Here is a 24,247-nt window from a genome sequence, read left to right as displayed (position 1 = left end):
CCCGATAGAATCGGGTCGTACGCAGCGCAACTGCATTACCAAGCTCATTGCTTCAACCCCTGCCTAACCCTCCCCTTGCTAAGGGGAGGGGACACGAATTCCATCCGTTATGCCCCAAGCCTGCACTACCTGCGACACCTTGTCGCTTTTGTAAGAATTATGCTCACTTATTTGAATTTCTTTACCCAGTGGCAAGTAGCTCTAAACCTCGAACACAGGTAGCATTCTTGGTTAATTGATAGATAACTATAGGATGTTCCGATGCGTATAAGCCTGTCTCACCAGCGAGTGGAAACTCAAGGCTGGCAAGCGTTGCTAAAGAGTAGCATGCGTCTAATGAGTAAAGCCGTGTTAGCGGTAAGTGCTTTGGCCAGTGTCACTGCCTGCGCGGTGTCGCAGCCGACGGTCAATCCCGCTAAGGGGGAAGAATTTAGTTACGCTTGGCTAAAAGGCCATGCTCGTAACTTGGCGGAGACGCCGTTTGTCAGTGCGCAGGGCGATGTGCCTGAGGTGCTGTCTAGTCTGGATTGGGATGAGTATCAGCAGTTGCATTTTAAGCGCGAGCAAAGCTTGTGGCAGAAAGATGATACCGCTTACCGTGCGACCTTCTTTCACCTAGGCCAAGGCTTTATCACGCCGGTGCATATCAATGTGGTGGAAAACGGTCAATCGACGCCGGTGAATTACTCGTCGAAGATGTTTGATTACGGTGACTCCCATGTAAATGGTAAAGCGCTACCGCAGGATTTGGGTTTTGCGGGCTTCCGTATGCAGTTCGGTACCGATTGGGAGCGCGATATTGTGGCGTTCTTGGGAGCGAGCTATTTCCGTGCCGTGGGTGCAGAGATGCAATACGGCCTATCGGCCCGTGGTCTAGCGATCGATACGGCGATGAATAAGCCAGAAGAGTTCCCTGTATTCACTAACTTCTGGTTTGAAAAGCCAAAACCGAACTCGGATGAAGTGACTATCTATGCACTATTAGACTCGGACAGCATCACCGGTGCGTACCGTTTTGATGTAAAAGCAGGTGAGCCACTCACCATGCGTGTCGATGCGGCTTTGTACCCACGTAAGGCCATCGAGCGTTTGGGGGTAGCACCGCTGACCAGTATGTACATGATTGGTGAGAACGATCGTCGTACTAACTACGACTGGCGTCCAGAGATTCATGACTCCGATGGTTTGGAAATGCTAACTGGTAACGGTGAGTTTATCTGGCGTCCATTGGGTAACCCTGAGCATCTTCGTTTTAATGCCTACATGGACAACAATCCAAAAGGCTTTGGTTTGATGCAGCGTGACCGTAACTTTGATCATTACCTAGATGACGGTGTGTTCTATGAAAAACGTCCTCATCTTTGGATTGAGCCGATTGGTAACTGGGGGGAAGGTTCGGTACAGCTGGTGGAAATTCCAACCCTAGACGAAACTTTCGATAATATTGTTGCGTTCTGGAACCCTGCGCAGGAAATCGTCCCTGGCCAAGAGTTGCTGTACAGCTACAACATGTACTGGGGCAGTGAAGCACCAGTACAGTCGGGCAAAGCGACGGTACAAAGCACTTACACAGGTCTTGGTGGTGTCGTGGGTAAGAAACGTGACTACTACAGCAAGCGTTTTGCCATCGACTTTGAAGGCGAGATTTTCCAAATGCTAGGCCAGAAAACTGAGGTGAAACCAGTGATCGAGACGTCTCGTGGTCGTGTGGAAATCACTTCCGCACGTCCTCAGCATCATATTGGGGGTTACCGTGCCATGTTTGATTTGGTGCCAGACGAGTCGGTTGAGCCGATTAATATCAAGGTGCATCTAGAAGCCAATGGTCAGCCTATTTCGGAAAGCTGGGTCTATCAGTGGAATCCACCGGCACTGGACAAGCGTGAATTGCATAATGCTGGTCATTTGAAATAAGCCGCTTGGTTAACCTTAAAACGCTCCTTCATCGGGGCGTTTTTTATTTAGGGGCTGGTTGGTAGGCCATGGCAACCAATTCAGGTTGTTTGACGCGATAGCGGCGCAAGCGCCCTTGGATATCGTCTGGCAATGTTTGCTCGTCTTCCACTAAGACAAAATCATGGCGCTGATAAAAGGCAATCAGCTCCGGTTGGTTTAAGCAAAAGCAGGGCGTTTGTTTAAATTCTTGGCTTAAGGCCTTTAATAAACGACTAGCATGGCCCTGTTGGCGATGCTCTGGGTGAGTGACGAGCCCCGTCATCAGTTGGCAATCGATAAAGGGTTTGAGGCGTACCGCGGCGAGTATGGTCGGCCCCTGTTTGGTGACCCACAGAGGTTCCGATTTGTTCGGTTTGCCGCTTGGATAATAGGCTTGGTAGAACTTTTTGACTAATGGAAACCACAGGGCTTCCACTTTAGTGATGCTTGCAGAGGTGCTCAATTTCCCGCCCTGATGCTAGTGATTTATGGGATATCCGCTATGATAAGCGTTTTGCATCATAGCTCAACGGGATAGAACACATGCGCTTACCTCATCTGCTGATCAGCCTGCTGCTATGGAGTAGTGCTTGTGCGCTACATGCCAGTAGCTTAGTTCAAGGTGTAAATGAGCCCTTTAACGATTACCGTGAACGTTTGCGAGCACACTTTTTACAGGAAAAGGCTTGGGTCAAGCCTGCCGCGCAAGTGACCGAAGTGGAAGCCGTGTTGCCATTTGAGCACCGTCCAGATGAGTCTTGTAATGGGCAACAGCGTGTCGGTGTGCTGATGTTTCATGGTCTATCAGACTCGCCATTTTCCTTACGTGACCCCGCTAGGTCCATTGCTGAACAGTGTTACCATACGCGCGTGATGCTCTTGCCTGGGCATGGGAGTAAGGCCGAAGACTTGCTGACCGTCACTCGTGACGACTGGCGTCTGGCGGTGGCCAATGCGGTGCAGCAATTCTCGGGCGAAGTGGATACCTTGTATCTGGCGGGTTTTTCTACCGGTGGCGCCTTGGTAACCGAATACGCTTGGTTGCATCCTGAAGAGGTGCAGGGTGTGGTGCTGTTTTCGCCATTATTTAAGATTAATAGCGGTATTGATTGGTTATCCCCCATCTTGGCGCCGTTTATTGACTGGCTCGATCATCATGAATCCGACGATTACGCCAAATACGCGTCGATTCCTGTGCCAGCGATCGCGCAAGCTTACAAGTTAGCTAAAGAAGTGAAGCAACAGGTGTTGGCTAACCCAGCCAAGTCGCCAGTGTTTATTGCCCTGTCCGAAGAAGATGCAACGGTGGATTCTGGTGTCTCTCAAGAAGTATTTGAACGCTCTTTAGCGCAGCACCCAGAGAGCGAAATGGTGTTATATAGCGTCAGCCAAGCAAGTCAAATTAAGGATCAGGTGCACATCATTAATACTGATTTGCCTAAGCAACGAATTTTTGGCTTAGCCCATATGGCTGTGCATGGGGCGCCGAGTAACCCCTATTATGGTGCGCAAGGTGAATACCGTATTTGTTCTTGGTATCTAGGGGAAGACGACCAATATCAGGCTTGTCGTGAAGCGAAAGACAATTGGTACGGTGAACGCTCCGATGCGCTGACTGAGCGCAGTAGTTTGGCAGCACGATTGTCTTGGAATCCCTTTTTTGATGATTTGATGCAGCGTGTGTCAGGGTTTATTGCGACGACGTCGGAACAATCGCTTTAAATAGAAAATTATTTGAGTGGTTACAAACCGCTGAACTGAATATGTCGAGGGCCCTATGAGAGAAGTATTGAGCTTGCTAAGTGACAGTAAGTTTCACTCTGGTGAAGAGCTAGGAGAAGCGTTAGGGGTGACCCGTGCAGCGGTATGGAAGCGCTTAAAGAAACTAGAATCTGTGGGTATTACTGTGCATTCCGTGAAGGGGCGTGGTTACCGTATTCCAGAGCGCCTTATTTTGTTGGACGAAGCGCGCCTGCGTGAAGCGGGCGTGGCGTCGGATATTGCCATTGATATTCCTTTCGATACGCCTTCGACCAATGATGTGCTGAAACAAAAGATCGCGCTGGGTGCGCGTCTGCCCGCTTTAGTAGTGACGGAGCATCAGACCCAAGGCAAAGGCCGCCGTGGCCGTGTCTGGGAAAGTGGTGTAGCCAAGAACATTACCATGTCCTTTGCGTGGAAGTTTGAGCAAGGCCCAAGCGTGGTAGAAGGTTTAAGCCTTGCGGTAGGCGTGGTGATTGCCAAGGTATTGCGTAACCTCGGCGTGCCCAATCCTGGTTTGAAATGGCCGAATGATATTTTGATCGATGGCCAAAAGATCTGCGGTATCTTGTTAGAAATGGTTGCCGACCAAGATGTCTGTCGTGTGGTGATCGGTATTGGTCTAAATGTCGAATCGACTCCCGAGCAACAAGCACGCGTGGATCAACCGTGGACCGACTTAACCTCACGTTTGTCTTTTACCCCAGATCGTAATGACATTATCGCGCAGATCACGCAAGGCTTGGTGGAGGTGTGTGAAGTCTTTGCCAAGGGTAACGGCTTGGCTCATTACCATGCCCAGTGGCAGGCGTTTGATATGCTCTACAATCAGCCAGTGATGATGTTTGCTGGTAACCGCCAACAAGCGGGTATTGCTCGTGGTGTGGATGCTAGTGGCGCTTTAAGATTAGAAACCAGCGAAGGGATTGAGTTGCTGCATGGGGGCGAAGTCAGTGTGCGCAAGCAAGCCTAGTGTGCTGGTGATTGATGCGGGTAATACACGCATCAAGTGGACCTTGTTTCAAGGTGAACACATCGTTGATAAATGGGCACAAGACGACTTTGATCAGTCGCGCTGCGGTCATCCAGAACAGATTGTCTTAGCCAGCGTCCGTGCAGCGTCGGTAGATGAGTCTTTGATGGCTGAGATTCAAGTGCAGTTACCAAGGACTCCGCTAACCCGTGTGCAGTCTGAGCGTCAGGCTTGTGGCGTTTTGAATTCTTATGCAGAGCCGCACCGCCTCGGGGTAGATCGCTGGTTGGGGGTGATTGCTGCGTATAAGGAGTACGGTGGTCCTGTGGTGATTATTGATGCAGGCACGGCCATTAAAGCGGAATTTCTCGATGCCTCAGGCGTGCATCTGGGGGGCTATATCGTACCGGGCTTGGATTTAATGGCGAGCAGCTTAATCGACAAAACCGCCAAAATTCGTTATCACGTAAGTGAACAAACCGCGCAGACTGGAGCAATTCCTCACAGCACTGCCGATGCCGTACAGCAGGGTTGCTTAGAAATGGCGCTTGGTTTTTTACAGCGTTTATATGAAAAGCATGGCGACGCCCGCTGGATTGCCACAGGAGGCTCCAGCAAGATGTTAATGGACGCGCTAGCGATCGATTACAGTTTGGACGAACACTTAGTCGCGAAAGGCGCTAAGTACGTATTGGAAGAAGCGTTAGAGGGTAGGGCTTAGAATGAAGTGGGTCTTTTTGCTGATGATCTTGGCGAATGCCGGTGTGGTGGCTTGGCATGGCTTTGCCGCAGCGGATGTACGTACTGAGCAGGCACCGATTTATGCCCCTCCAGTGAGTGAGCGTATTTATCTGATTAGTGAGACGCGACCAGAAGAGCCAGAACAAGAGTTTTCGTTTTCTGAAGCCTCACCTGTCACTGAGCCAGAAATGCAGCCAGAGCCTGCTGAGGCGGTTTTAAGTCAGCTTAATGAGGCGGTTGCGGTCGCTGTTGAGCAGCGTGAGGCTGGGCAAGTCCGCGAAGAGAATTTGTTATGTCCTGTGGTGGTGTTAGAGCGTGACGCCGATCGACGAGTCGTGTCAGAGGCTTTGCGAGCCAATAAGTTAGCTTTTACGCAAAAAGAAGCCAGTGGCAAGCGTGATAAATATTGGCTGTACATTGCGGCACCTGCCACCACGGCACAAGCGCAAGATATTGTGGCGCAGCTCAAACTTAAACGCATCGACAGCTATGTGATTGCCCGAGGCGAAATGAAGAATCGCATCTCATTGGGCTTATTCTCGGCCGAGGATCGCGCCCAGCAAGCACAGCAAGAGGTTTCACGTCGCTCTGGCATGACGGTGAACATCTATGCACACCAGCGCACGGTGAAGCTGTATGAGTTGCTTTTAGATCAACCAATTACGGAAAATGCTTGGCAGCAGTTCGTGCAACAATTGGATTTATCCAAGCTGTTAATAAAAATAGAAAAAAATCCTTGCTAGTGCTTGCAATTGAAAAAGCGATTCATATAATGGGCTCCACCTTTTGGGGCGTTGTGAGCAATGCTTTAAGAATCGTGGAGGGGTTCCCGAGTGGCCAAAGGGAGCAGATTGTAAATCTGCCACGAAAGTTTCGGTGGTTCGAATCCACCTCCCTCCACCATTTTGCGGGCATGGTATAGTGGCTATTACCTCAGCCTTCCAAGCTGAAGAGGCGGGTTCGATTCCCGCTGCCCGCTCCAATTACTTCTGCTCATGTAGCTCAGTTGGTAGAGCACACCCTTGGTAAGGGTGAGGTCGGCAGTTCAAGTCTGCTCATGAGCTCCAGCATTTCTCAATGCTAAACAAGCGAATTTCCAACCGCTTAGTTTTTTGTCTGAATTTTGGGCAAATACCACTTGCTAAATTTTAAACAAGTCGGTATCATCCTCCGCCCATACGAATGTAGGCCAGTAGTTCAGCTGGTAGAGCGTCGGTCTCCAAAACCGAATGTCGGGGGTTCGAATCCCTCCTGGCCTGCCATCTTTCGTATCCAATTTCTTAGCTAGGGATCACCTGAAGTATGAGTTCGAGTGCTGAAACTCAAGAGTCTCGCGGAGACGTTTTTAAGTGGGCGGTTGTTGTCCTTCTTATTGCTGTGGCTGTAGTAGGGAACAACTATTTTTCTGCTGAGTCATTGCTGTATCGCTTGATTGCTGTTTTGGTTCTGGCTGGTATTGCTGGCTTCGTTGCGCTGAATACGGCTAAAGGGCGTTCTTTTGCGAAATTGGCAAAAGAGGCGAAGACCGAAATTCGTCGTGTGGTATGGCCAACGAGACAGGAAACGGTTCAAACAACGTTGATCGTTTTGGCGGTTGTTATTTTTATGTCTCTCGTACTGTGGGGAGTAGATTCACTCCTTGGTTGGATCGTTTCCGCAGTAATAGGTTAGGAGTTGCTCGTGGCGAAACGATGGTATGTGGTACAAGCGTACTCAGGTTATGAAAAGCACGTGATGCGCTCGCTGAAAGAGCGAGTGGGCATTATGGGCATGGAAGAATATTTTGGCGATATCCTAGTTCCGACTGAGGAAGTAGTTGAGATTCGCGATGGCAAGAAGCGCAAGAGTGAGCGTAAATTCTACCCTGGCTATGTGTTAGTTCAGATGGATATGAATGACGACTCTTGGCACCTTGTTAAAGGTACAGCGCGTGTGCTTGGCTTCATTGGCGGCACAGCGGATAAACCATCACCAATCACAGACCGCGAAGCGAATGCGATTCTGCAGCGCGTCAATGATGGTGTGGATAAACCTCGTCCTAAGACGTTGTTTGAAGTGGGTGAAGTGGTTCGTGTTAACGAAGGTCCATTCGCTGATTTCAACGGTGTGGTTGAAGAGGTTGATTACGATAAAAGCCGAATCAAGGTGGCAGTGCTTATCTTCGGACGCTCTACGCCGGTTGATTTGGAATTTAGTCAGGTTGAGAAGACCTGATTGTATTAAACGGGTAGCCTTCGGGCAGTGACCCATCTGGAGTAAAAAATGGCTAAAAAAGTCCAAGCTTACATCAAGCTACAAGTTAAAGCGGGTCAAGCGAACCCAAGTCCACCAGTTGGTCCAGCACTTGGTCAACACGGTGTGAACATCATGGAATTCTGTAAAGCGTTCAATGCTAAAACTCAAGGCATGGAACCAGGTCTTCCAACACCAGTTATCATCACTGTTTACAGTGACCGTAGCTTCACGTTCGAAACTAAATCTACTCCTGCTGCAGTTCTTCTTAAGAAAGCTGCTGGTATCAAGAGTGGTTCACCACGTCCAAACACTCAGAAAGTTGGTACTGTAACTCGTGCACAACTTGAAGAGATCGTAAACGCTAAGCAGGCTGATTTGACTGCAGCGGATATGGATGCTGCCGTTCGTACTATCGCAGGTAGTGCACGTGCAATGGGTCTAGAAGTTGAGGGTGTGAACTAATGGCTAAGCTAACTAAACGCGCTCGCTTGATCGCTGAAAAAGTAGATGCAGCAAAACTTTACTCTGTAGAAGAAGCAGTAGCTCTTCTATCTGAACTTTCTACTGTTAAGTTCAAAGAGTCTGTAGACGTATCTGTTAACCTAGGCGTTGACCCACGTAAATCTGATCAGGTTGTTCGTGGTTCTACAGTTCTTCCTAACGGTACAGGTAAAGACGTTCGCGTTGCTGTATTCGCACAAGGTGCAAACGCTGAAGCAGCTAAAGAAGCTGGTGCAGACGTTGTAGGCTTTGAAGACCTTGCTGAGCAAGTTAAAGCTGGTAACCTAGACTTCGACGTAGTAATCGCTTCTCCAGATGCGATGCGTATCGTTGGTCAACTAGGTCAGGTACTTGGTCCACGTGGTCTAATGCCAAACCCTAAAGTTGGTACTGTAACACCTGACGTTGCGACTGCGGTTAAAAACGCTAAGTCTGGTCAAGCACGTTACCGTACTGACAAAAATGGTATCATCCACGCTGGCGTAGGTTCTATCGACTTTGCAGCTGATGCTATCAAAGGCAACCTAGAAGCGCTTCTAGCCGACCTACGTCGTGCTAAACCAGCATCTTCTAAAGGTGTCTACATGAAGAAAGTGACTTTGTCCTCTACAATGGGACCTGGTCTACAAATTGATTTAGGTGCGCTAAGCTTCTAAGTCAGAGCTTTGGGGTCTGTACAGCTTGCTGTATAGGCCGTCAAAGACCGCAGGAATCTTTGGATTTAATCAGAACGTTGCGAAACGTTTGTCCTGCGCAGATGGTGTGGCCCGATTCAGATTAAACTGGATCCAACTCACCAGTAAGTACTCCGAATATTCGGAGAGTTGGTAAATTTGGGGATTTATCCCTGCTAATCCAGGAGAAAACCAGTGGCATTAGGTCTAGAAGACAAAAAAGCCATTGTCGCCGAAGTTAGCGAAGCTGCCAAAGGCGCTTTGTCTGCTGTAGTAGCTGACTCTCGCGGTGTAACCGTGACTGACATGACAGCTCTACGCAAACAAGCTCGCGAAGCTGGCGTTTACGTACGTGTAGTACGTAACACTCTAGCTCGCCGCGCTGTAGAAGGCACAGACTTCGAATGCTTAAAAGATAGCTTCATTGGTCCAACTCTTATCGCGTTTTCTAACGAGCACCCAGGTGCGGCAGCTCGTGTATTGAAAACTTTCGCGAAAGAGAACGACAAGTTTGAAGTTAAAGCATTGGCGTTCAACGGTGAGTTGATCCCAGCTGGCGACATTGATCGTTTGGCATCTTTGCCAACATACGACGAAGCAATCGCGAAACTAATGAGCGTTATCCAAGGTGCAACAAGCAAACTTGTTCGTACTCTTGCAGCAGTTCGCGATCAGAAAGAACAAGAAGCAGCTTAATTAAAAGCGCTTACTTGAATATTCAATTGGTTTTTGTTGCCTTAGGGCAACCACTAAATGTTAGGAAATCTGAGTCATGGCTCTAACTAAAGAAGATATCATCAATGCAGTAGCAGAAATGTCTGTAATGGACGTTGTAGAACTAATCTCTGCTATGGAAGAAAAATTCGGCGTAACTGCTGCAGTTGCTGCTGTTGCTGTTGCGGGTGGCGAGTCTGCTGCTGCTGCTGAAGAGCAAACTGAATTTGACGTAGTTCTTACTGCTGCAGGCGATAAGAAAGTTAACGTTATCAAAGCTGTACGTGGCGCAACTGGTCTAGGCCTTAAAGAAGCGAAAGCAATGGTTGACGGCGCTCCAGCTACAGTTAAAGAAGGCGCTTCTAAAGAAGAAGCTGAAGCACTTAAGAAAGAGCTTGAAGAAGCTGGTGCTACTGTCGAAATCAAGTAATGTTACTTGTTTCACAAAAGTTCGGCATCTAGTCGAAATGGCTGGTGGTTTTTTGCCACCGGCCTTTTTGGGTTTGTAAAACCCTATTAAAAATTTATTCTTTTTTTGAGAGAATACTCTCTCAATTTCGGTAGGCCTGATTAAGAGGCCTTTTGCGTCAATGTGCACAAGCTGGGGAATGCTGATGGCTTACTCATACACTGAGAAAAAACGTATCCGTAAGGATTTCGGTAAACTGCCGCCCGTTTTGGATGTGCCATACTTGCTGGCAATTCAGCTTGAATCCTACCGTAACTTCTTGCAGGAAGGTAAAAATCCTGCAGAGCGTGGGGAACTGGGTCTGCATGGGGCCTTTAAATCTGTCTTTCCAATGGTCAGCTTTTCCGGCAATGCGGCGCTAGAATACGTCGATTACCGATTGGGCAAGCCAGTATTTGATGTAAAAGAGTGTCAGCTACGTGGTGTTACGTATGCCGCTCCTTTACGTGTTCGTGTGCGTCTTATCATTTACGATAAAGAATCTGCGAACAAGGCGATCAAAGACATTCGCGAGCAAGAAGTCTACATGGGCGAAATCCCATTAATGACAGAAAACGGTACGTTCGTAATCAACGGGACTGAGCGTGTTATCGTATCTCAGTTACACCGTTCTCCTGGTGTGTTCTTCGACCACGACCGTGGTAAGACTCACTCATCAGGTAAACTACTACACTCTGCTCGTGTTATTCCTTACCGTGGTTCATGGTTGGACTTCGAGTTCGATCCAAAAGACTGCGTGTTCGTTCGTATCGACCGTCGTCGTAAACTGCCTGTAACAATCTTGTTGCGTGCGCTAGGTTTTGATACTGAACAAATTCTAGATACTTTCTTCGATACTACTCGTTTCTACTTGAGCCGTGATGGCGTGGAAATGGAACTGATCGCTAACCGCCTACGCGGTGAGACAGCTTCTTTCGACATCACTGACCAAGATGGCAACGTTATCGTTGAAGAGACTCGCCGTATTACTGCGAAACATATCCGTCAGATGGAAAAAGTAGGTCTAGAGCGTCTCTCTGTTCCTCTTGAGTACCTATTGGGTAAAGTAACGGCTAAAAACCTTGTGCATCCAGGCACGGGTGAGTTGATTGCGGAAGCGAACACGGAGATGTCGGTTGATCTACTAGAAGCACTGGTTGCTGCTGGTATTAAAGAGATTGATGTTCTTTACACGAACGATCTTGATCACGGTCCGTTTATCTCTGATACATTACGTATCGACCCTACAAACAACCAGTTGGAAGCATTGGTAGAAATCTACCGTATGATGCGCCCTGGTGAGCCACCAACCAAAGAATCTGCTGAAGGCTTGTTCCAAGGCTTGTTCTTCTCAGAAGATCGCTACGATCTATCTGGCGTTGGTCGTATGAAGTTCAACCGTCGTTTGGGACGTGATGAAGACGAAGGTCTAGGTATCCTAGATAACGATGACATCATCGCTGTTCTTAAGACATTGCTAGATATCCGTAACGGTAACGGTATGGTCGACGATATCGACCACCTAGGTAACCGTCGTATTCGTTCTGTCGGCGAAATGGCCGAGAACCAATTCCGTGTTGGTTTAGTACGTGTAGAGCGTGCCGTGAAAGAGCGTCTGTCTATGGCAGAAGCGGATGGCCTAATGCCACAAGATCTATTGAACGCTAAGCCAGTTGCGGCAGCGATCAAAGAATTCTTCGGTTCTAGCCAATTGTCTCAGTTCATGGACCAAAACAACCCGCTTTCTGAGGTAACTCACAAGCGTCGTGTTTCGGCGTTGGGCCCCGGCGGTCTAACACGTGAACGTGCAGGCTTCGAGGTGCGAGACGTACACGCAACCCACTACGGTCGTGTGTGTCCAATCGAAACACCTGAAGGTCCAAACATCGGTCTAATCAACTCGCTATCTACTTACGCGCGTACTAACAGCTACGGCTTCCTAGAAACGCCTTACCGTAAAGTAATCGATGGCAAAATGACTGACGAAACGGTTTACGTTTCGGCAATCGATGAAGCGAAATACGTCATCGCACAAGCGTCTGTGAACGTTGATGAAGAAGGTCGTCTAGTAGACGAACTTGTTCAGGTTCGTCACATGCATGACACGACTCTACTACCAAAAGAGAAAGTAAACCTAATGGACGTGTCGCCACGTCAGGTTGTATCGGTAGCAGCGTCGCTTATCCCATTCCTAGAGCACGATGACGCCAACCGTGCCTTGATGGGATCGAACATGCAACGTCAGGCTGTACCGACTCTAATCGCTGAGAAACCAGTGGTTGGTACGGGTATGGAGAAGAACGTAGCAAAAGACTCTGGTGTATGTATCGTTGCCCGTCGTGGCGGTGAAATCGAGTCTGTTGATGCGAGCCGTATCGTTGTTCGTGTGAACTCTGAAGAGACTGAAGCGGGTGAAGCGGGTGTAGATATCTACAACCTGACGAAATACGTTCGTTCGAACCAGAACACATGTATCAACCAGCGTACTTTGGTACTGAAAGGTGACAAAGTTGCACGCGGTGACATCATGGCTGACGGTCCTTCTGTTGACATGGGTGACCTAGCGCTTGGTCAAAACATGCGTATCGCCTTCATGCCTTGGAACGGCTTTAACTTCGAGGACTCGATCCTAGTATCTGAGCGCGTAGTAGAAGAAGACCGTTTCACTTCTATTCACATCCAAGAGCTTACTTGTGTGGCTCGTGATACGAAGCTTGGGCCTGAAGAAATTACTTCAGATATCCCGAACGTAGGCGAAGGTGCGCTATCTAAACTTGATAACGCTGGTGTGGTTTACATCGGTGCAGAAGTTGAACCAGGTGACATCCTAGTTGGTAAAGTAACGCCGAAAGGTGAGACTCAGCTAACACCTGAGGAAAAACTTCTACGCGCAATCTTTGGTGAAAAAGCGTCTGACGTTAAAGATACGTCGCTACGCGTGAAAACCGGTACTCGCGGTACAGTTATCGACGTACAAGTATTCACACGTGATGGTATCGAGAAAGACGATCGTGCGAAGTCTATTGAGAAATCTCAACTAGACCAAGTTCGTAAAGACTTGAACGAAGAATTCCGCATTGTTGAAAAAGCAACGTTTGAGCGTCTAGCTGAAGCATTGGTTGGTCAACAAGCAGAAGGCGGTCCTGGTCTTGCGCGCAACGCCATCATCACTGAAGAGTACCTAGCGAACCTTGATCACCCAGAGTGGTTCAAGATCCGTGTAGCGAACGAAGAAGCGAGTGAGCAGCTTGAAAAAGCTCAAGCCGCTTTGATCGAACGCCGCAAAGAGCTAGATGCGAAATTCGAAGATAAGAAACGCAAGCTACAAACTGGCGATGACTTGGCGCCAGGCGTGTTGAAGATCGTCAAGGTTTACGTAGCTGTGAAACGTCGTATCCAGCCAGGTGATAAGATGGCGGGTCGTCACGGTAACAAGGGTGTAATCTCTAAGATCATGCCTGTTGAAGACATGCCGTACGACGAAAACGGCGATCCAGTTGATATCGTACTAAACCCACTGGGTGTACCGTCACGTATGAACGTTGGTCAGGTACTAGAGACTCACTTGGGTGCAGCAGCGAAAGGCTTGGGTCGTAAGATCGACGAAATGCTTAAGATTGAGCGTGAGAAAGCGGAAACTGTTAAAGAGCTTCGCGTTTTCCTAAATGAAATCTATAACGGTTACGAAGGCGATCTTCGTCCATCTCGTACAGAAGACCTAGACAGCTTCTCTGATGAAGAGATTCTAGTGTTGGCCTCTAACCTTGTGAAAGGTGTGCCAATGGCGTCTGGTGCCTTCGACGGTGCGAAAGAAGCTGAGATCAAGCGTATGCTTCGTCTAGCTGGCATCAACGAGAGCGGTCAGATCAAGCTTTTCAACGGCCGTACTGGTGATGCATTCGAGCGTCCTGTAACTGTTGGTTACATGTACATGCTTAAGTTGAACCACTTGGTAGATGATAAGATGCACGCTCGTTCAACTGGCTCTTACAGCCTTGTTACTCAGCAGCCGCTGGGTGGTAAAGCGCAATTCGGTGGTCAGCGTTTCGGTGAGATGGAGGTATGGGCACTTGAAGCATACGGTGCAGCATACACACTACAAGAAATGTTGACTGTTAAGTCGGACGACGTGAACGGCCGTACTAAGATGTACAAAAACATCGTAGATGGCGATCACCGTATGGAGCCAGGCATGCCTGAATCCTTCAACGTATTGGTGAAAGAAATCCGTTCTCTTGGTATCGACATCGAGCTAGAAAACGAATAAGCACGAATCACATTTGACCTGCTGGGAAGGTTAAGCCTTCCCAGCCTTACGAGTGGGGCGAATATCCATGAAAGACTTATTAGGTCTTCTAAAAACACAGGGACAATCAGAAGAGTTCGATGCGATTCGCATTGGCCTAGCTTCTCCAGATATGATTCGTTCATGGTCTTATGGTGAAGTTAAAAAGCCAGAAACCATCAACTACCGTACGTTCAAACCAGAGCGTGACGGTCTGTTCTGTGCCAAAATCTTTGGTCCTATCAAGGACTACGAATGTTTGTGTGGTAAATACAAGCGTTTAAAACACCGTGGTGTCATTTGTGAGAAGTGTGGCGTTGAAGTTGCGTTGTCGAAAGTGCGTCGTGAGCGCATGGGACACATCGAGCTTGCTTCACCGGTTGCTCACATCTGGTTCCTAAAATCTCTACCATCTCGTATCGGTCTTATCATGGATATGACCCTACGTGATATAGAGCGTATTCTTTACTTTGAATCTTTCATCGTAATTGATCCAGGCATGACAACGCTTGAAAAAGGTCAGCTACTAAACGATGAGCAGTACTTCGAAGCGCTAGAAGAGTTCGGTGACGAATTCGACGCTCGTATGGGTGCGGAAGCGATTCAGTGCCTACTTCGCGACATGGATCTGCCTGAAGAAATCAGCAGCATGCGTGAAGAGCTAAACTCTACGAACTCTGAAACTCGTATTAAGAAGCTTTCTAAGCGTCTTAAACTGATTGAAGCGTTCCATCATTCTGGCAACAACCCAGAGTGGATGGTGCTAGACGTTCTGCCAGTGTTGCCACCTGATCTTCGCCCTCTAGTACCACTAGAAGGTGGTCGTTTTGCAACGTCTGATTTGAACGATCTTTACCGTCGTGTAATCAACCGTAACAACCGTCTAAAACGTCTTCTAGAGCTAGCTGCTCCAGACATCATCGTACGCAACGAAAAACGTATGCTACAAGAGTCTGTTGATGCGCTTCTAGATAACGGTCGTCGCGGTCGTGCGATCACAGGCTCTAACAAGCGTCCTCTGAAATCTTTGGCTGACATGATCAAAGGTAAGCAGGGTCGTTTCCGTCAGAACCTTTTGGGTAAACGTGTAGACTACTCTGGCCGTTCTGTAATCACAGTAGGTCCTTCTCTACGTTTGCACCAGTGTGGTCTGCCGAAGAAGATGGCTCTTGAGCTATTCAAGCCATTCATCTTCTCTAAACTAGAACTTCGTGGTATGGCAACAACCATCAAAGCTGCGAAGAAAATGGTTGAGCGTGAAACACCAGAGGTTTGGGATATTCTTGATGAAGTTATCCGCGAACATCCAGTGATGCTTAACCGTGCACCGACGCTTCACCGTTTGGGTATCCAAGCGTTTGAGCCGATGCTAATCGAAGGTAAAGCGATCCAGTTGCACCCACTAGTGTGTGCGGCTTACAACGCCGACTTCGACGGTGACCAGATGGCGGTACACGTGCCATTGACAATCGAAGCTCAGCTTGAAGCTCGTGCGTTGATGATGTCTACCAACAACATCCTGTCACCTGCTAACGGTGAGCCGATCATCGTTCCTTCTCAGGACGTTGTATTGGGTCTGTACTACATGACGCGTGAGAAAATCAACGCGAAAGGTGAGGGCATGGCCTTCGCTGATATCAAAGAAGTACACCGTGCTTATGGTGCTAAACAAGTTGAACTACACGCAAAAATTAAAGTGCGTGTAAATCAAGTTGATACAACGCTTGAAGGCGAAAAAGTACCTTCAACGTTCATCGTTGACACAACAGTTGGTCGTGCATTGTTGTTTGATGTAGTGCCTGATGGCCTACCATTTTCGGTTATTAACCAGCCGATGAAAAAGAAAGCAATCTCGAACCTAATCAACGAGTGTTACCGTAAAGTAGGTCTGAAAGAGACTTGTATTTTCGCTGACCAGTTGATGTACACAGGTTTCCAATACGCGACAGCGTCTGGTTCATCTGTAGGTGTTGACGACTTCGTAATTCCGCCAGAAAAAGCAGAGATCATTGCTCGTGCGGAAGAAGAAGTTAAAGAAATCGAATACCAATTCGCCGACGGTCTTGTGACTCAAGGTGAGAAATACAACAAGGTTATCGACTTGTGGTCTCGTACCAACGAAACCGTTACTGAAGCCATGATGAAAAACTTGGCGAAAGAAACAGTTATCGATAAAGACGGTAATGAAGTTGAGCAGCAATCATTTAACTCAGTTTACATGATGGCCGACTCTGGTGCCCGTGGTAGTGTGGCTCAGATGCGTCAGCTAGGTGGTATGCGTGGTCTGATGGCTAAACCGGACGGTTCCATCATCGAGACGCCGATCACTGCGAACTTCCGTGAAGGTCTATCGGTACTTCAGTACTTTACCTCTACTCACGGTGCTCGTAAGGGTCTTGCCGATACTGCCTTGAAGACAGCGAACTCTGGTTACCTAACGCGTCGTCTAGTAGACGTAGCACAAGATTTGGTAATCACTGAAGTAGATTGTGGTGCTGAAAACGGTTTGCTAGTAAGTGCTTTGATCGAGGGTGGTGACGTAGTAGTTCCACTAGGTCAGCGCGTACTAGGTCGTGTGGTAGCACAAGACGTAATCGACACTAAAGGTGATGTAATCGTTGCTCGTGGCGTACTAATCGACGAGCACACTGTGCGCGCGATTGAAGCGGCGGGTGTGGACGAGATGATCGTTCGCTCGGTAATCAGCTGTGAAACGAAACACGGTGTGTGTGCGAGCTGTTACGGTCGTGACTTGGCTCGTGGTCACTTGGTTAACATCGGTGAAGCTGTCGGCGTTGTTGCTGCTCAGTCGATCGGTGAGCCGGGTACACAGTTGACGATGCGTACCTTCCACATCGGTGGTGCGGCATCTCGAGCGTCTGCAGTAGACAGTGTTCAAATTAAGAGCGCCGGTACTGTACGTTTCCACAAGATGAAGAGCATTGAGCGTGAAACAGGCCAGTTGGTTGTAGCATCGCGTTCTTCTGAGTTGGCGATTGCGGACGAAGCGGGTCGTGAGAAAGAGCGTTACAAGCTTCCTTACGGTGCGGTACTAAGCGTACGTGAAGGTGATCAAGTAACAGCTGGCCAAGTATTGGCTAACTGGGACCCACACACTCACCCAATCGTTTCTGAGATGCAGGGTAAACTTGAATTCTCTGGTATGGATGAGGGCGTAACCATTCGCCGTCAGTCTGATGAGCTTACTGGCTTGACGACTATCGAAGTACTAGAAATGAAAGACCGTCCTTCATCTGGTAAAGACATCCGTCCTACAATCTCGGTTGTAGACGAGAACGGCGCGCCAGTGATGATTCCTGGTACTGAGATGCCGGTACAATACATGCTTCCTGAGAAGGCTCTATTGAGCTTGGATCACGGTGCAACCATCAAGTCTGGTGAAGTATTGGCCCGTATCCCACAAGAATCTCAAGGTAACAAGGACATCACCGGTGGTCTTCCACGCGTAGCTGACTTGTTCGAAGCACGTCGTCCGAAAGATCCTGCTGTCATGGCAGAAGCGACGGGTGTAGTAAGTTTCGGTAAAGAGACGAAAGGTAAGATCCGTTTGGTTATCACACCACAAGATGGTGGCGAGCCAATCGAAACTCTGATTCCTAAATGGCGTCAAATCAACATCTTCGACGGTGAAGAAGTTGCTAAGGGTGAGATCATTGCCGACGGTCCTCTAAACCCACATGACATCTTGCGTCTTCAGGGTGTAGCAGCGCTTGCTGATTACATCACTAACGAGATCCAAGAGGTTTACCGTCTACAGGGCGTAGGCATCAACGACAAGCACATCGAAGTTATTGTGCGTCAGATGCTACGTAAAGTAGACATCGTTGAATCAGGTGATACGAACTTGATTCAAGGTGACCAGGTTGAATACACGCAAATGCAAGAAGCAAACGAAGCTGCCATGGCAGACGGTCGTTTCCCTTCTAAATACGAGCGCGTACTACTTGGTATTACTAAAGCTTCTTTGGCGACTGAGTCATTCATCTCTGCGGCATCGTTCCAAGAGACGACTCGAGTGCTAACTGAAGGTGCGGTAACCGGTAAGAAAGACCACCTACGTGGTCTGAAAGAAAACGTTGTAGTAGGTCGTCTGATCCCAGCGGGTACAGGTTTGGCTTACCACAGCGGTCGCAAAGCTAAGAAAGAGCTTGCGCAAGCGGCGGCTGAAGGTAGTGCATCAGTAAGTGCTTCAGATGTAGAAGAAGCATTGAGTGCGGCACTAAAAGACTAGAAGTCACTGTAAGTGTCAGGGAGGTGAATTTTTGTTCGCCTCCCTATTGACTGTTTTATAGGCGCAAATTACACTTGCGCCTCCTTATTTTTGGCGATTTCCGCCAATAGAATTGGATGTGGAGCTTGTTAAATGGCAACCGTTAACCAGTTGGTTCGTAAACCACGTAAACGTAAAGTGGCAAAAAGTGACGTTCCTGCGTTACAAGCTTGTCCGCAACGCCGCGGCGTCTGCACACGTGTATACACTACTACGCCTAAGAAGCCTAACTCGGCTTTGCGTAAAGTATGTCGTGTTCGCTTGACGAACGGCTTCGAAGTTACTTCCTACATCGGTGGTGAAGGTCACAACCTGCAAGAACACAGCGTAGTGCTGATTCGCGGCGGTCGTGTAAAAGACCTTCCAGGTGTTCGTTACCACACAGTACGTGGTAGCTTGGATACTTCTGGCGTACAAAATCGTAAGCAAGGCCGTTCTAAATACGGTACTAAGCGTCCTAAGTAAGCTTTATTGCTACTTTAATCGTTTAGACATAATTTTTTAATACAGTAAGGCCGAGCACAGAGATGGTCTCGGACTCACCTGAAGAGGATAATATCCATGCCTAGAAGACGTGTAGTCGCTAAGCGTGACGTGCTTCCAGATCCAAAACACGGAAGCCAGCTTCTTGCAAAATTCATTAACCACGTAATGGTTAGTGGCAAGAAATCTGTAGCTGAAAGCATTGTATACGATGCCCTAGACACAGTTGCAGCGCGCGCAAAAACTGAAGATGCAATGTCAATCTTCGAAAAAGCACTAGAATCTATCCAGCCAATGGTTGAGGTTAAATCTCGCCGTGTTGGTGGTGCAACTTACCAAGTACCTGTTGAAGTACGTCCAGCTCGTCGCTCAGCGCTATCTATGCGTTGGTTGGTGGATGCTGCACGTAAGCGTGGCGAAAAATCTATGGCGCTACGTCTTGCAGGCGAAATTATGGACGCGTCTGAGAACAAAGGTTCAGCTGTTAAGAAACGTGAAGACGTTCACCGTATGGCTGAAGCGAACAAAGCGTTCTCTCACTACCGTTTCTAATCATCCGGAGAAGCTTAAGTGGCACGTAAGACACCCATCAATCGTTACCGCAACATCGGTATTTGTGCGCACGTTGATGCGGGTAAGACGACTACTACTGAGCGTGTTCTGTTCTACACCGGTCTTTCTCATAAGATCGGTGAAGTCCATGATGGTGCTGCCACCATGGACTGGATGGAACAGGAACAAGAGCGTGGTATCACGATCACTTCAGCAGCAACGACTTGCTTCTGGAGTGGGATGAGTCAGCAGTTTGATCAACACCGTATCAACATCATCGACACCCCTGGGCACGTAGACTTTACCATCGAGGTAGAGCGTTCTTTGCGTGTATTAGATGGTGCGGTAGTGGTGCTGTGTGGATCATCTGGTGTACAGCCTCAAACTGAAACTGTATGGCGTCAAGCAAATAAATATGAAGTGCCACGTATGGTGTTCGTCAATAAGATGGACCGTACAGGTGCGGACTACTTTAGTGTTGTTCGACAACTTAAAGAGCGCTTAGGCGCGACTGCAGTGCCAATTCAAATCAACATCGGCGCCGAGGAGAACTTCTCGGGTGTTGTAGATTTGCTATTGATGAAAGCCATCATGTGGAATGAAGAAGATCAGGGTATGACTTATACCTTGGAAGACATTCCTGCAGAGTTGGTTGACGTTGCTGAAGAGTGGCGTGAAAAAATGGTTGAGGCCGCAGCTGAAGCGAATGATGAGTTGATGGATAAGTACCTTGAAGAAGGTGAGTTGTCTGTTGAGGATATCAAAGCAGGTTTGCGTGCACGTACACTGGCTAACGAAATTGTATTGGTAACTTGTGGTTCTGCGTTTAAAAACAAAGGCGTACAAGCAGTACTGGATGCAGTGGTAGAATACCTACCGTCACCGCTAGAAGTTAAGGCGATCGAAGGCACTCTAGAAGATGCTGAGACTGTTGTGACGCGTGAAGCGGATGATGATGCTCCTTTTGCATCGTTGGCATTCAAAATCGCGACTGATCCGTTCGTAGGTACTTTAACTTTCATTCGTGTATACTCTGGCGTCCTGATTTCAGGTGATGCGGTATATAACTCGGTAAAACATAAGCGCGAGCGCGTCGGCCGTATGGTGCAGATGCACGCCAATAACCGAGATGAAATCAAAGAAGTGCGCGCAGGCGATATCGCGGCTTTGATTGGGATGAAAGACGTTACTACTGGGGATACGCTGTGTGATGGCAAAGATATTGTTGTCCTAGAGCGTATGGAGTTCCCAGAGCCAGTAATTTCTGTGGCAGTTGAGCCTAAATCTCAAGCGGATCAAGATAAAATGGCCATTGCTCTTGGGAAGTTAGCGCAGGAAGATCCGTCTTTCCGTGTTGAAACTCATGAGGAAACAGGTCAAACCATTATTTCAGGTATGGGTGAGCTTCACCTAGAGATTCTTGTGGATCGTATGAAGCGTGAATTTAAAGTTGACGCTAACATTGGTAAGCCGCAGGTATCGTACCGAGAAAAAATTCGCAAAGAAGTGGAAGTTAACCACAAATTTGTGCGGCAATCTGGTGGCCGAGGACAGTACGGTCACGTTGTTATGAAGCTGGTTCCAACCGAAAAAGAAGGTTTGGAATTTGTGAATGAGGTTGTCGGTGGTGCTATTCCGAAGGAATACATCCCAGCTGTCGAAAAGGGTATTTCAGAGCAAATGAAGAACGGTGTTATCGCTGGTTACCCATTACTTGGGTTGAAAGTGGTATTGTTCGATGGTTCTTACCATGATGTTGACTCTAATGAAATGGCCTTTAAAATTGCAGCTTCTCAAGGTTTAAAGAAAGGTGCTGCGGATGCAGATCCTTGTGTTCTTGAGCCTGTGATGAAGGTAGAAGTTGTAACTCCTGAGGAGTACATGGGTGACGTGATGGGTGACTTGAATCGTCGTCGTGGACTTGTTCAGGGGATGGAAGATTCCCCATCTGGTAAGATTATCCGAGCGGAAGTGCCATTAGGCGAGATGTTTGGTTATGCAACGGATGTGCGTAGTTTGTCGCAAGGGCGTGCAAGTTATGCAATGGAATTCCTGAAATACGCTGAAGCGCCAGCTAGTGTGGCAGACGCGATCATCAAAAATTGAAATTTAATCATCATACTTACTAATCATAAGGTGTATGTATCATGGCAAAAGCAAAGTTCGAACGTAGTAAACCACACGTTAACGTTGGTACAATCGGTCACGTTGACCACGGTAAAACTACCCTAACAGCAGCACTTACTCGCGTATGTGCAGAAGTATTCGGCGGTACAGCTGTAGCGTTTGACGGTATCGATAACGCTCCAGAAGAGCGTGAGCGTGGTATCACAATCTCTACTTCTCACGTAGAGTACGATTCTCACGATCGTCACTACGCACACGTAGACTGTCCTGGACACGCCGATTATGTTAAGAACATGATCACTGGTGCTGCTCAGATGGACGGCGCGATCCTAGTATGTGGTGCGACTGACGGTCCAATGCCACAAACTCGTGAGCACATCCTTCTTTCTCGTCAGGTAGGTGTACCTTACATCGTTGTATTCCTAAACAAAGCAGACCTTCTAGCTGAAGACTGTGGCGGTGCTGACACTGAAGAATACGCAGAGATGCTAGAGCTAGTAGAAATGGAACTACGTGATCTACTATCTGAGTACGACTTCCCAGGTGATGACACTCCAATCATCCCAGGTTCTGCCCTAATGGCGTTGAACGGCGAAGACGACAACGAAATGGGTACTACTGCGGTTAAGAAACTAGTTGAAACTCTAGACACTTACATCCCAGAGCCAGAGCGTGCAATCGACGGTGCATTCATCATGCCTATCGAGGACGTATTCTCTATCCAAGGTCGTGGTACAGTAGTTACTGGTCGTGTAGAGCGCGGTATCGTTAAAGTTGGTGAAGAAGTTGAAATCGTTGGTATCAAAGATACTACTAAAACAACTTGTACTGGCGTTGAGATGTTCCGTAAGCTTCTAGACGAAGGTCGTGCTGGTGAGAACTGTGGTATCCTTCTACGTGGTACTAAGCGTGACGAAGTTCAACGTGGTCAAGTACTAGCTAAGCCAGGTTCTATCACTCCTCACACTGAGTTCCAAGCGGAAGTATACGTACTTTCTAAAGATGAAGGTGGTCGTCACACTCCATTCTTCAAAGGTTACCGTCCACAGTTCTACTTCCGTACAACTGACGTAACTGGTTCTTGTGAACTTCCAGAAGGCGTAGAGATGGTTATGCCTGGTGACAACATCCAGATGACTGTTACTCTAATTCACCCAATCGCGATGGACGAAGGTCTACGTTTCGCGATCCGTGAAGGTGGCCGTACAGTAGGTGCTGGTGTAGTTGCTAAAGTTCTTAAATAATTTTTGTTTAGACAAAAGTTATAAGTAACTGAGTAAAAAAGGCCGCTCATTGAGCGGCCTTTTTTTATGAGGGCTGTTTTTAAAATTGGTTACTTGACAACCAATTTTAAAGCGGCTAACATTCGCCGTCCTTAAATAAGGATGGTAAGTCAAATTCTGTACAGAAGACTTATCTGAACATAGTATTTGGAGTTGGAAATGCAAAGCCAAAAAATCCGTATTCGTTTGAAAGCTTTCGATCACCGTCTGATTGATGCTTCAACGCAAGAGATTGTGGACACTGCTAAGCGCACTGGTGCTCAAGTACGTGGTCCAATTCCACTTCCTACTCGCAAAGAACGTTACACAGTACTGATTTCTCCACACGTAAACAAAGATGCGCGTGATCAATACGAAATCCGTACACACAAACGTGTTCTAGACATCGTTGAGCCAACAGAAAAAACTGTTGACGCTCTAATGAAGCTAGATCTTGCGGCAGGCGTGGAAGTACAAATTTCTTTGGGTTAATCCCCAAAGTTTTAGGGGTGCGATAACCAGCAAGAATTTGTTGGCCTAAGCACATTAGTGGAATGATCTGGAATGATCAGCCGTAGCGGGTGATAGCCCCGTACACAACTGGCAATTGAGGTATAAAATGGCTATTCAATTAGTCGGACGTAAAGCCGGAATGACACGTATCTTCAACGAAGATGGTGTATCCGTGCCAGTAACCGTTATCGAGGTTGAACCGAACCGTGTAACACAGGTGAAAAACGCAGAAACTGACGGCTACTCAGCTGTTCAAGTAACTGTTGGTACTCGCCGTGCAACTCGTGTAAACAAAGCAGCTGCAGGTCACTTTGCAAAAGCTAACGTTGAAGCGGGCCGTGGTTTGTGGGAGTTCCGCCTTTCTGGTGACGAAAAAGAAATCAATGTTGGCGACGAGCTAACAGTAGCGGATTTTGAAGCTATTACTAAAGTTGACGTAACTGGTCAATCTAAAGGTAAAGGTTTCCAAGGTGGCGTTAAACGTCACAACTTCCGTACGCAAGATGCTACACACGGTAACTCATTGTCTCACCGTGCTCCTGGTTCCATCGGTCAATGTCAAACACCAGGTCGTGTTTGGAAAGGCAAAAAGATGGCTGGTCACATGGGCGCTGCACAAGTAACAACTCAGTCTCTAGAAGTTGTTCGCGTTGATGCTGAGCGTAACCTTATCCTTGTTAAAGGTGCGGTTCCTGGCGCTGTAAATGGTGACGTAATCGTTCAACCAGCAGTTAAAGCTCGCTAAGGGGTAG

General features: G+C 47.9%; 20 protein-coding genes and 4 tRNA genes. 23 read left to right on the top strand and 1 reads right to left on the bottom strand.

Annotated features, from left to right (window positions below):
• The first annotated feature begins 261 nt into the window (after positions 1–261).
• Positions 262–1,914, top strand: coding sequence for an OpgD/OpgG family glucan biosynthesis protein (locus ACOSVP_RS12905; protein WP_487347896.1), 1,653 nt, complete (start codon positions 262–264; stop codon positions 1,912–1,914).
• A gap of 43 nt (positions 1,915–1,957) precedes the next feature.
• Here ACOSVP_RS12905 and ACOSVP_RS12900 read toward each other — a convergent pair whose 3' ends face one another.
• Positions 1,958–2,398, bottom strand: a complete 441-nt coding sequence (locus ACOSVP_RS12900; protein ID WP_487347895.1) for a GNAT family N-acetyltransferase — start codon at positions 2,396–2,398, stop codon at positions 1,958–1,960.
• Positions 2,399–2,478: 80 nt separating this feature from the next.
• Between ACOSVP_RS12900 and ACOSVP_RS12895 the strand changes: the two genes are divergently transcribed.
• The 22 genes from ACOSVP_RS12895 (at position 2,479) to rplC (ending at position 24,240) form a co-directional block, all read left to right on the top strand.
• Positions 2,479–3,657, top strand: coding sequence for an alpha/beta hydrolase (locus ACOSVP_RS12895; protein ID WP_487347894.1), 1,179 nt, complete (start codon positions 2,479–2,481; stop codon positions 3,655–3,657).
• A 55-nt stretch (positions 3,658–3,712) separates the two neighbouring features.
• A complete protein-coding gene (locus ACOSVP_RS12890; RefSeq protein ID WP_487347893.1) occupies positions 3,713–4,669 on the top strand; it encodes a biotin--[acetyl-CoA-carboxylase] ligase in 957 nt (318 codons plus the stop codon).
• Positions 4,650–5,390: a type III pantothenate kinase gene (locus tag ACOSVP_RS12885; RefSeq protein WP_487347892.1), complete on the top strand. Its 741-nt coding sequence runs from the start codon at positions 4,650–4,652 to the stop codon at positions 5,388–5,390. The genes ACOSVP_RS12890 and ACOSVP_RS12885 overlap by 20 nt, the downstream gene beginning before the upstream one ends.
• Position 5,391: 1 nt before the next feature.
• Positions 5,392–6,153: an SPOR domain-containing protein gene (locus ACOSVP_RS12880; protein WP_487347891.1), complete on the top strand. Its 762-nt coding sequence runs from the start codon at positions 5,392–5,394 to the stop codon at positions 6,151–6,153.
• Between the two features lie 76 nt (positions 6,154–6,229).
• Positions 6,230–6,313 (top strand) — tRNA-Tyr (locus ACOSVP_RS12875).
• Positions 6,314–6,317: 4 nt separating this feature from the next.
• Positions 6,318–6,392: transfer RNA gene (locus tag ACOSVP_RS12870), tRNA-Gly, on the top strand.
• Between the two features lie 9 nt (positions 6,393–6,401).
• Positions 6,402–6,477: transfer RNA gene (locus ACOSVP_RS12865), tRNA-Thr, on the top strand.
• Between the two features lie 119 nt (positions 6,478–6,596).
• Positions 6,597–6,672 (top strand) — tRNA-Trp (locus ACOSVP_RS12860).
• A gap of 40 nt (positions 6,673–6,712) precedes the next feature.
• Entirely contained in the window at positions 6,713–7,081 is a 369-nt protein-coding gene (secE, locus tag ACOSVP_RS12855) for a preprotein translocase subunit SecE (protein ID WP_055462792.1), read from the top strand.
• A gap of 9 nt (positions 7,082–7,090) precedes the next feature.
• Positions 7,091–7,624 carry a transcription termination/antitermination protein NusG gene (gene nusG / locus ACOSVP_RS12850; protein ID WP_487347890.1) on the top strand — a complete coding sequence of 178 codons (534 nt, stop codon included), beginning with the start codon at positions 7,091–7,093 and terminating at the stop codon, positions 7,622–7,624.
• A gap of 48 nt (positions 7,625–7,672) precedes the next feature.
• Positions 7,673–8,107, top strand: a complete 435-nt coding sequence (gene rplK, locus ACOSVP_RS12845; RefSeq protein WP_055462794.1) for a 50S ribosomal protein L11 — start codon at positions 7,673–7,675, stop codon at positions 8,105–8,107.
• On the top strand, positions 8,107–8,802 hold the full coding sequence (rplA, locus tag ACOSVP_RS12840; RefSeq protein WP_055462795.1) for a 50S ribosomal protein L1: 696 nt from the start codon (positions 8,107–8,109) through the stop codon (positions 8,800–8,802). The genes rplK and rplA overlap by 1 nt, the downstream gene beginning before the upstream one ends.
• Positions 8,803–9,015: 213 nt before the next feature.
• Entirely contained in the window at positions 9,016–9,516 is a 501-nt protein-coding gene (rplJ, locus tag ACOSVP_RS12835) for a 50S ribosomal protein L10 (protein WP_487347889.1), read from the top strand.
• A 76-nt stretch (positions 9,517–9,592) separates the two neighbouring features.
• Positions 9,593–9,964 (top strand): 50S ribosomal protein L7/L12, encoded by a 372-nt coding sequence (gene rplL / locus ACOSVP_RS12830; protein WP_487347888.1) that lies wholly within the window; start codon positions 9,593–9,595, stop codon positions 9,962–9,964.
• A 184-nt stretch (positions 9,965–10,148) separates the two neighbouring features.
• The gene (gene rpoB, locus ACOSVP_RS12825; protein ID WP_487347887.1) at positions 10,149–14,249 is read left to right on the top strand and encodes a DNA-directed RNA polymerase subunit beta; all 4,101 of its coding nucleotides are present in this window, start codon (positions 10,149–10,151) and stop codon (positions 14,247–14,249) included.
• Between the two features lie 67 nt (positions 14,250–14,316).
• Positions 14,317–18,519 (top strand): DNA-directed RNA polymerase subunit beta', encoded by a 4,203-nt coding sequence (gene rpoC / locus ACOSVP_RS12820; protein WP_487347886.1) that lies wholly within the window; start codon positions 14,317–14,319, stop codon positions 18,517–18,519.
• A gap of 132 nt (positions 18,520–18,651) precedes the next feature.
• Positions 18,652–19,023 (top strand): 30S ribosomal protein S12, encoded by a 372-nt coding sequence (gene rpsL / locus ACOSVP_RS12815; RefSeq protein ID WP_013659444.1) that lies wholly within the window; start codon positions 18,652–18,654, stop codon positions 19,021–19,023.
• A 96-nt stretch (positions 19,024–19,119) separates the two neighbouring features.
• Entirely contained in the window at positions 19,120–19,593 is a 474-nt protein-coding gene (gene rpsG, locus ACOSVP_RS12810; protein ID WP_055462799.1) for a 30S ribosomal protein S7, read from the top strand.
• An 18-nt stretch (positions 19,594–19,611) separates the two neighbouring features.
• Positions 19,612–21,699 (top strand): elongation factor G, encoded by a 2,088-nt coding sequence (gene fusA / locus ACOSVP_RS12805; protein ID WP_487347885.1) that lies wholly within the window; start codon positions 19,612–19,614, stop codon positions 21,697–21,699.
• 41 nt (positions 21,700–21,740) lie between these two features.
• On the top strand, positions 21,741–22,964 hold the full coding sequence (tuf, locus tag ACOSVP_RS12800) for an elongation factor Tu (protein WP_487347884.1): 1,224 nt from the start codon (positions 21,741–21,743) through the stop codon (positions 22,962–22,964).
• 198 nt (positions 22,965–23,162) lie between these two features.
• A complete protein-coding gene (rpsJ, locus tag ACOSVP_RS12795; RefSeq protein ID WP_012071937.1) occupies positions 23,163–23,474 on the top strand; it encodes a 30S ribosomal protein S10 in 312 nt (103 codons plus the stop codon).
• Positions 23,475–23,601: 127 nt separating this feature from the next.
• Positions 23,602–24,240 (top strand): 50S ribosomal protein L3, encoded by a 639-nt coding sequence (gene rplC / locus ACOSVP_RS12790; RefSeq protein WP_055462802.1) that lies wholly within the window; start codon positions 23,602–23,604, stop codon positions 24,238–24,240.
• Positions 24,241–24,247: the final 7 nt, after the last annotated feature.

Source organism: Marinomonas sp. HM11-D, assembly GCF_057626615.1.
Note: the sequence above shows the minus strand (reverse complement) of the source record. Positions and strands in the feature narration are given on the sequence as shown.

What these genes read in the sequence shown, in the direction of transcription:
- ACOSVP_RS12905 (WP_487347896.1), top strand. Translation starts at nt 262, where the DNA reads ATGCGTATAAGCCTGTCTCACCAGCGAGTGGAAACTCAAGGCTGGCAA.
- ACOSVP_RS12895 (WP_487347894.1), top strand. Translation starts at nt 2,479, where the DNA reads ATGCGCTTACCTCATCTGCTGATCAGCCTGCTGCTATGGAGTAGTGCT.
- ACOSVP_RS12890 (WP_487347893.1), top strand. Translation starts at nt 3,713, where the DNA reads ATGAGAGAAGTATTGAGCTTGCTAAGTGACAGTAAGTTTCACTCTGGT.
- ACOSVP_RS12880 (WP_487347891.1), top strand. Translation starts at nt 5,392, where the DNA reads ATGAAGTGGGTCTTTTTGCTGATGATCTTGGCGAATGCCGGTGTGGTG.
- secE (WP_055462792.1), top strand. Translation starts at nt 6,713, where the DNA reads ATGAGTTCGAGTGCTGAAACTCAAGAGTCTCGCGGAGACGTTTTTAAG.
- rplK (WP_055462794.1), top strand. Translation starts at nt 7,673, where the DNA reads ATGGCTAAAAAAGTCCAAGCTTACATCAAGCTACAAGTTAAAGCGGGT.
- rplA (WP_055462795.1), top strand. Translation starts at nt 8,107, where the DNA reads ATGGCTAAGCTAACTAAACGCGCTCGCTTGATCGCTGAAAAAGTAGAT.
- rplL (WP_487347888.1), top strand. Translation starts at nt 9,593, where the DNA reads ATGGCTCTAACTAAAGAAGATATCATCAATGCAGTAGCAGAAATGTCT.
- rpoB (WP_487347887.1), top strand. Translation starts at nt 10,149, where the DNA reads ATGGCTTACTCATACACTGAGAAAAAACGTATCCGTAAGGATTTCGGT.
- rpoC (WP_487347886.1), top strand. Translation starts at nt 14,317, where the DNA reads ATGAAAGACTTATTAGGTCTTCTAAAAACACAGGGACAATCAGAAGAG.
- rpsL (WP_013659444.1), top strand. Translation starts at nt 18,652, where the DNA reads ATGGCAACCGTTAACCAGTTGGTTCGTAAACCACGTAAACGTAAAGTG.
- rpsG (WP_055462799.1), top strand. Translation starts at nt 19,120, where the DNA reads ATGCCTAGAAGACGTGTAGTCGCTAAGCGTGACGTGCTTCCAGATCCA.
- tuf (WP_487347884.1), top strand. Translation starts at nt 21,741, where the DNA reads ATGGCAAAAGCAAAGTTCGAACGTAGTAAACCACACGTTAACGTTGGT.
- rpsJ (WP_012071937.1), top strand. Translation starts at nt 23,163, where the DNA reads ATGCAAAGCCAAAAAATCCGTATTCGTTTGAAAGCTTTCGATCACCGT.
- rplC (WP_055462802.1), top strand. Translation starts at nt 23,602, where the DNA reads ATGGCTATTCAATTAGTCGGACGTAAAGCCGGAATGACACGTATCTTC.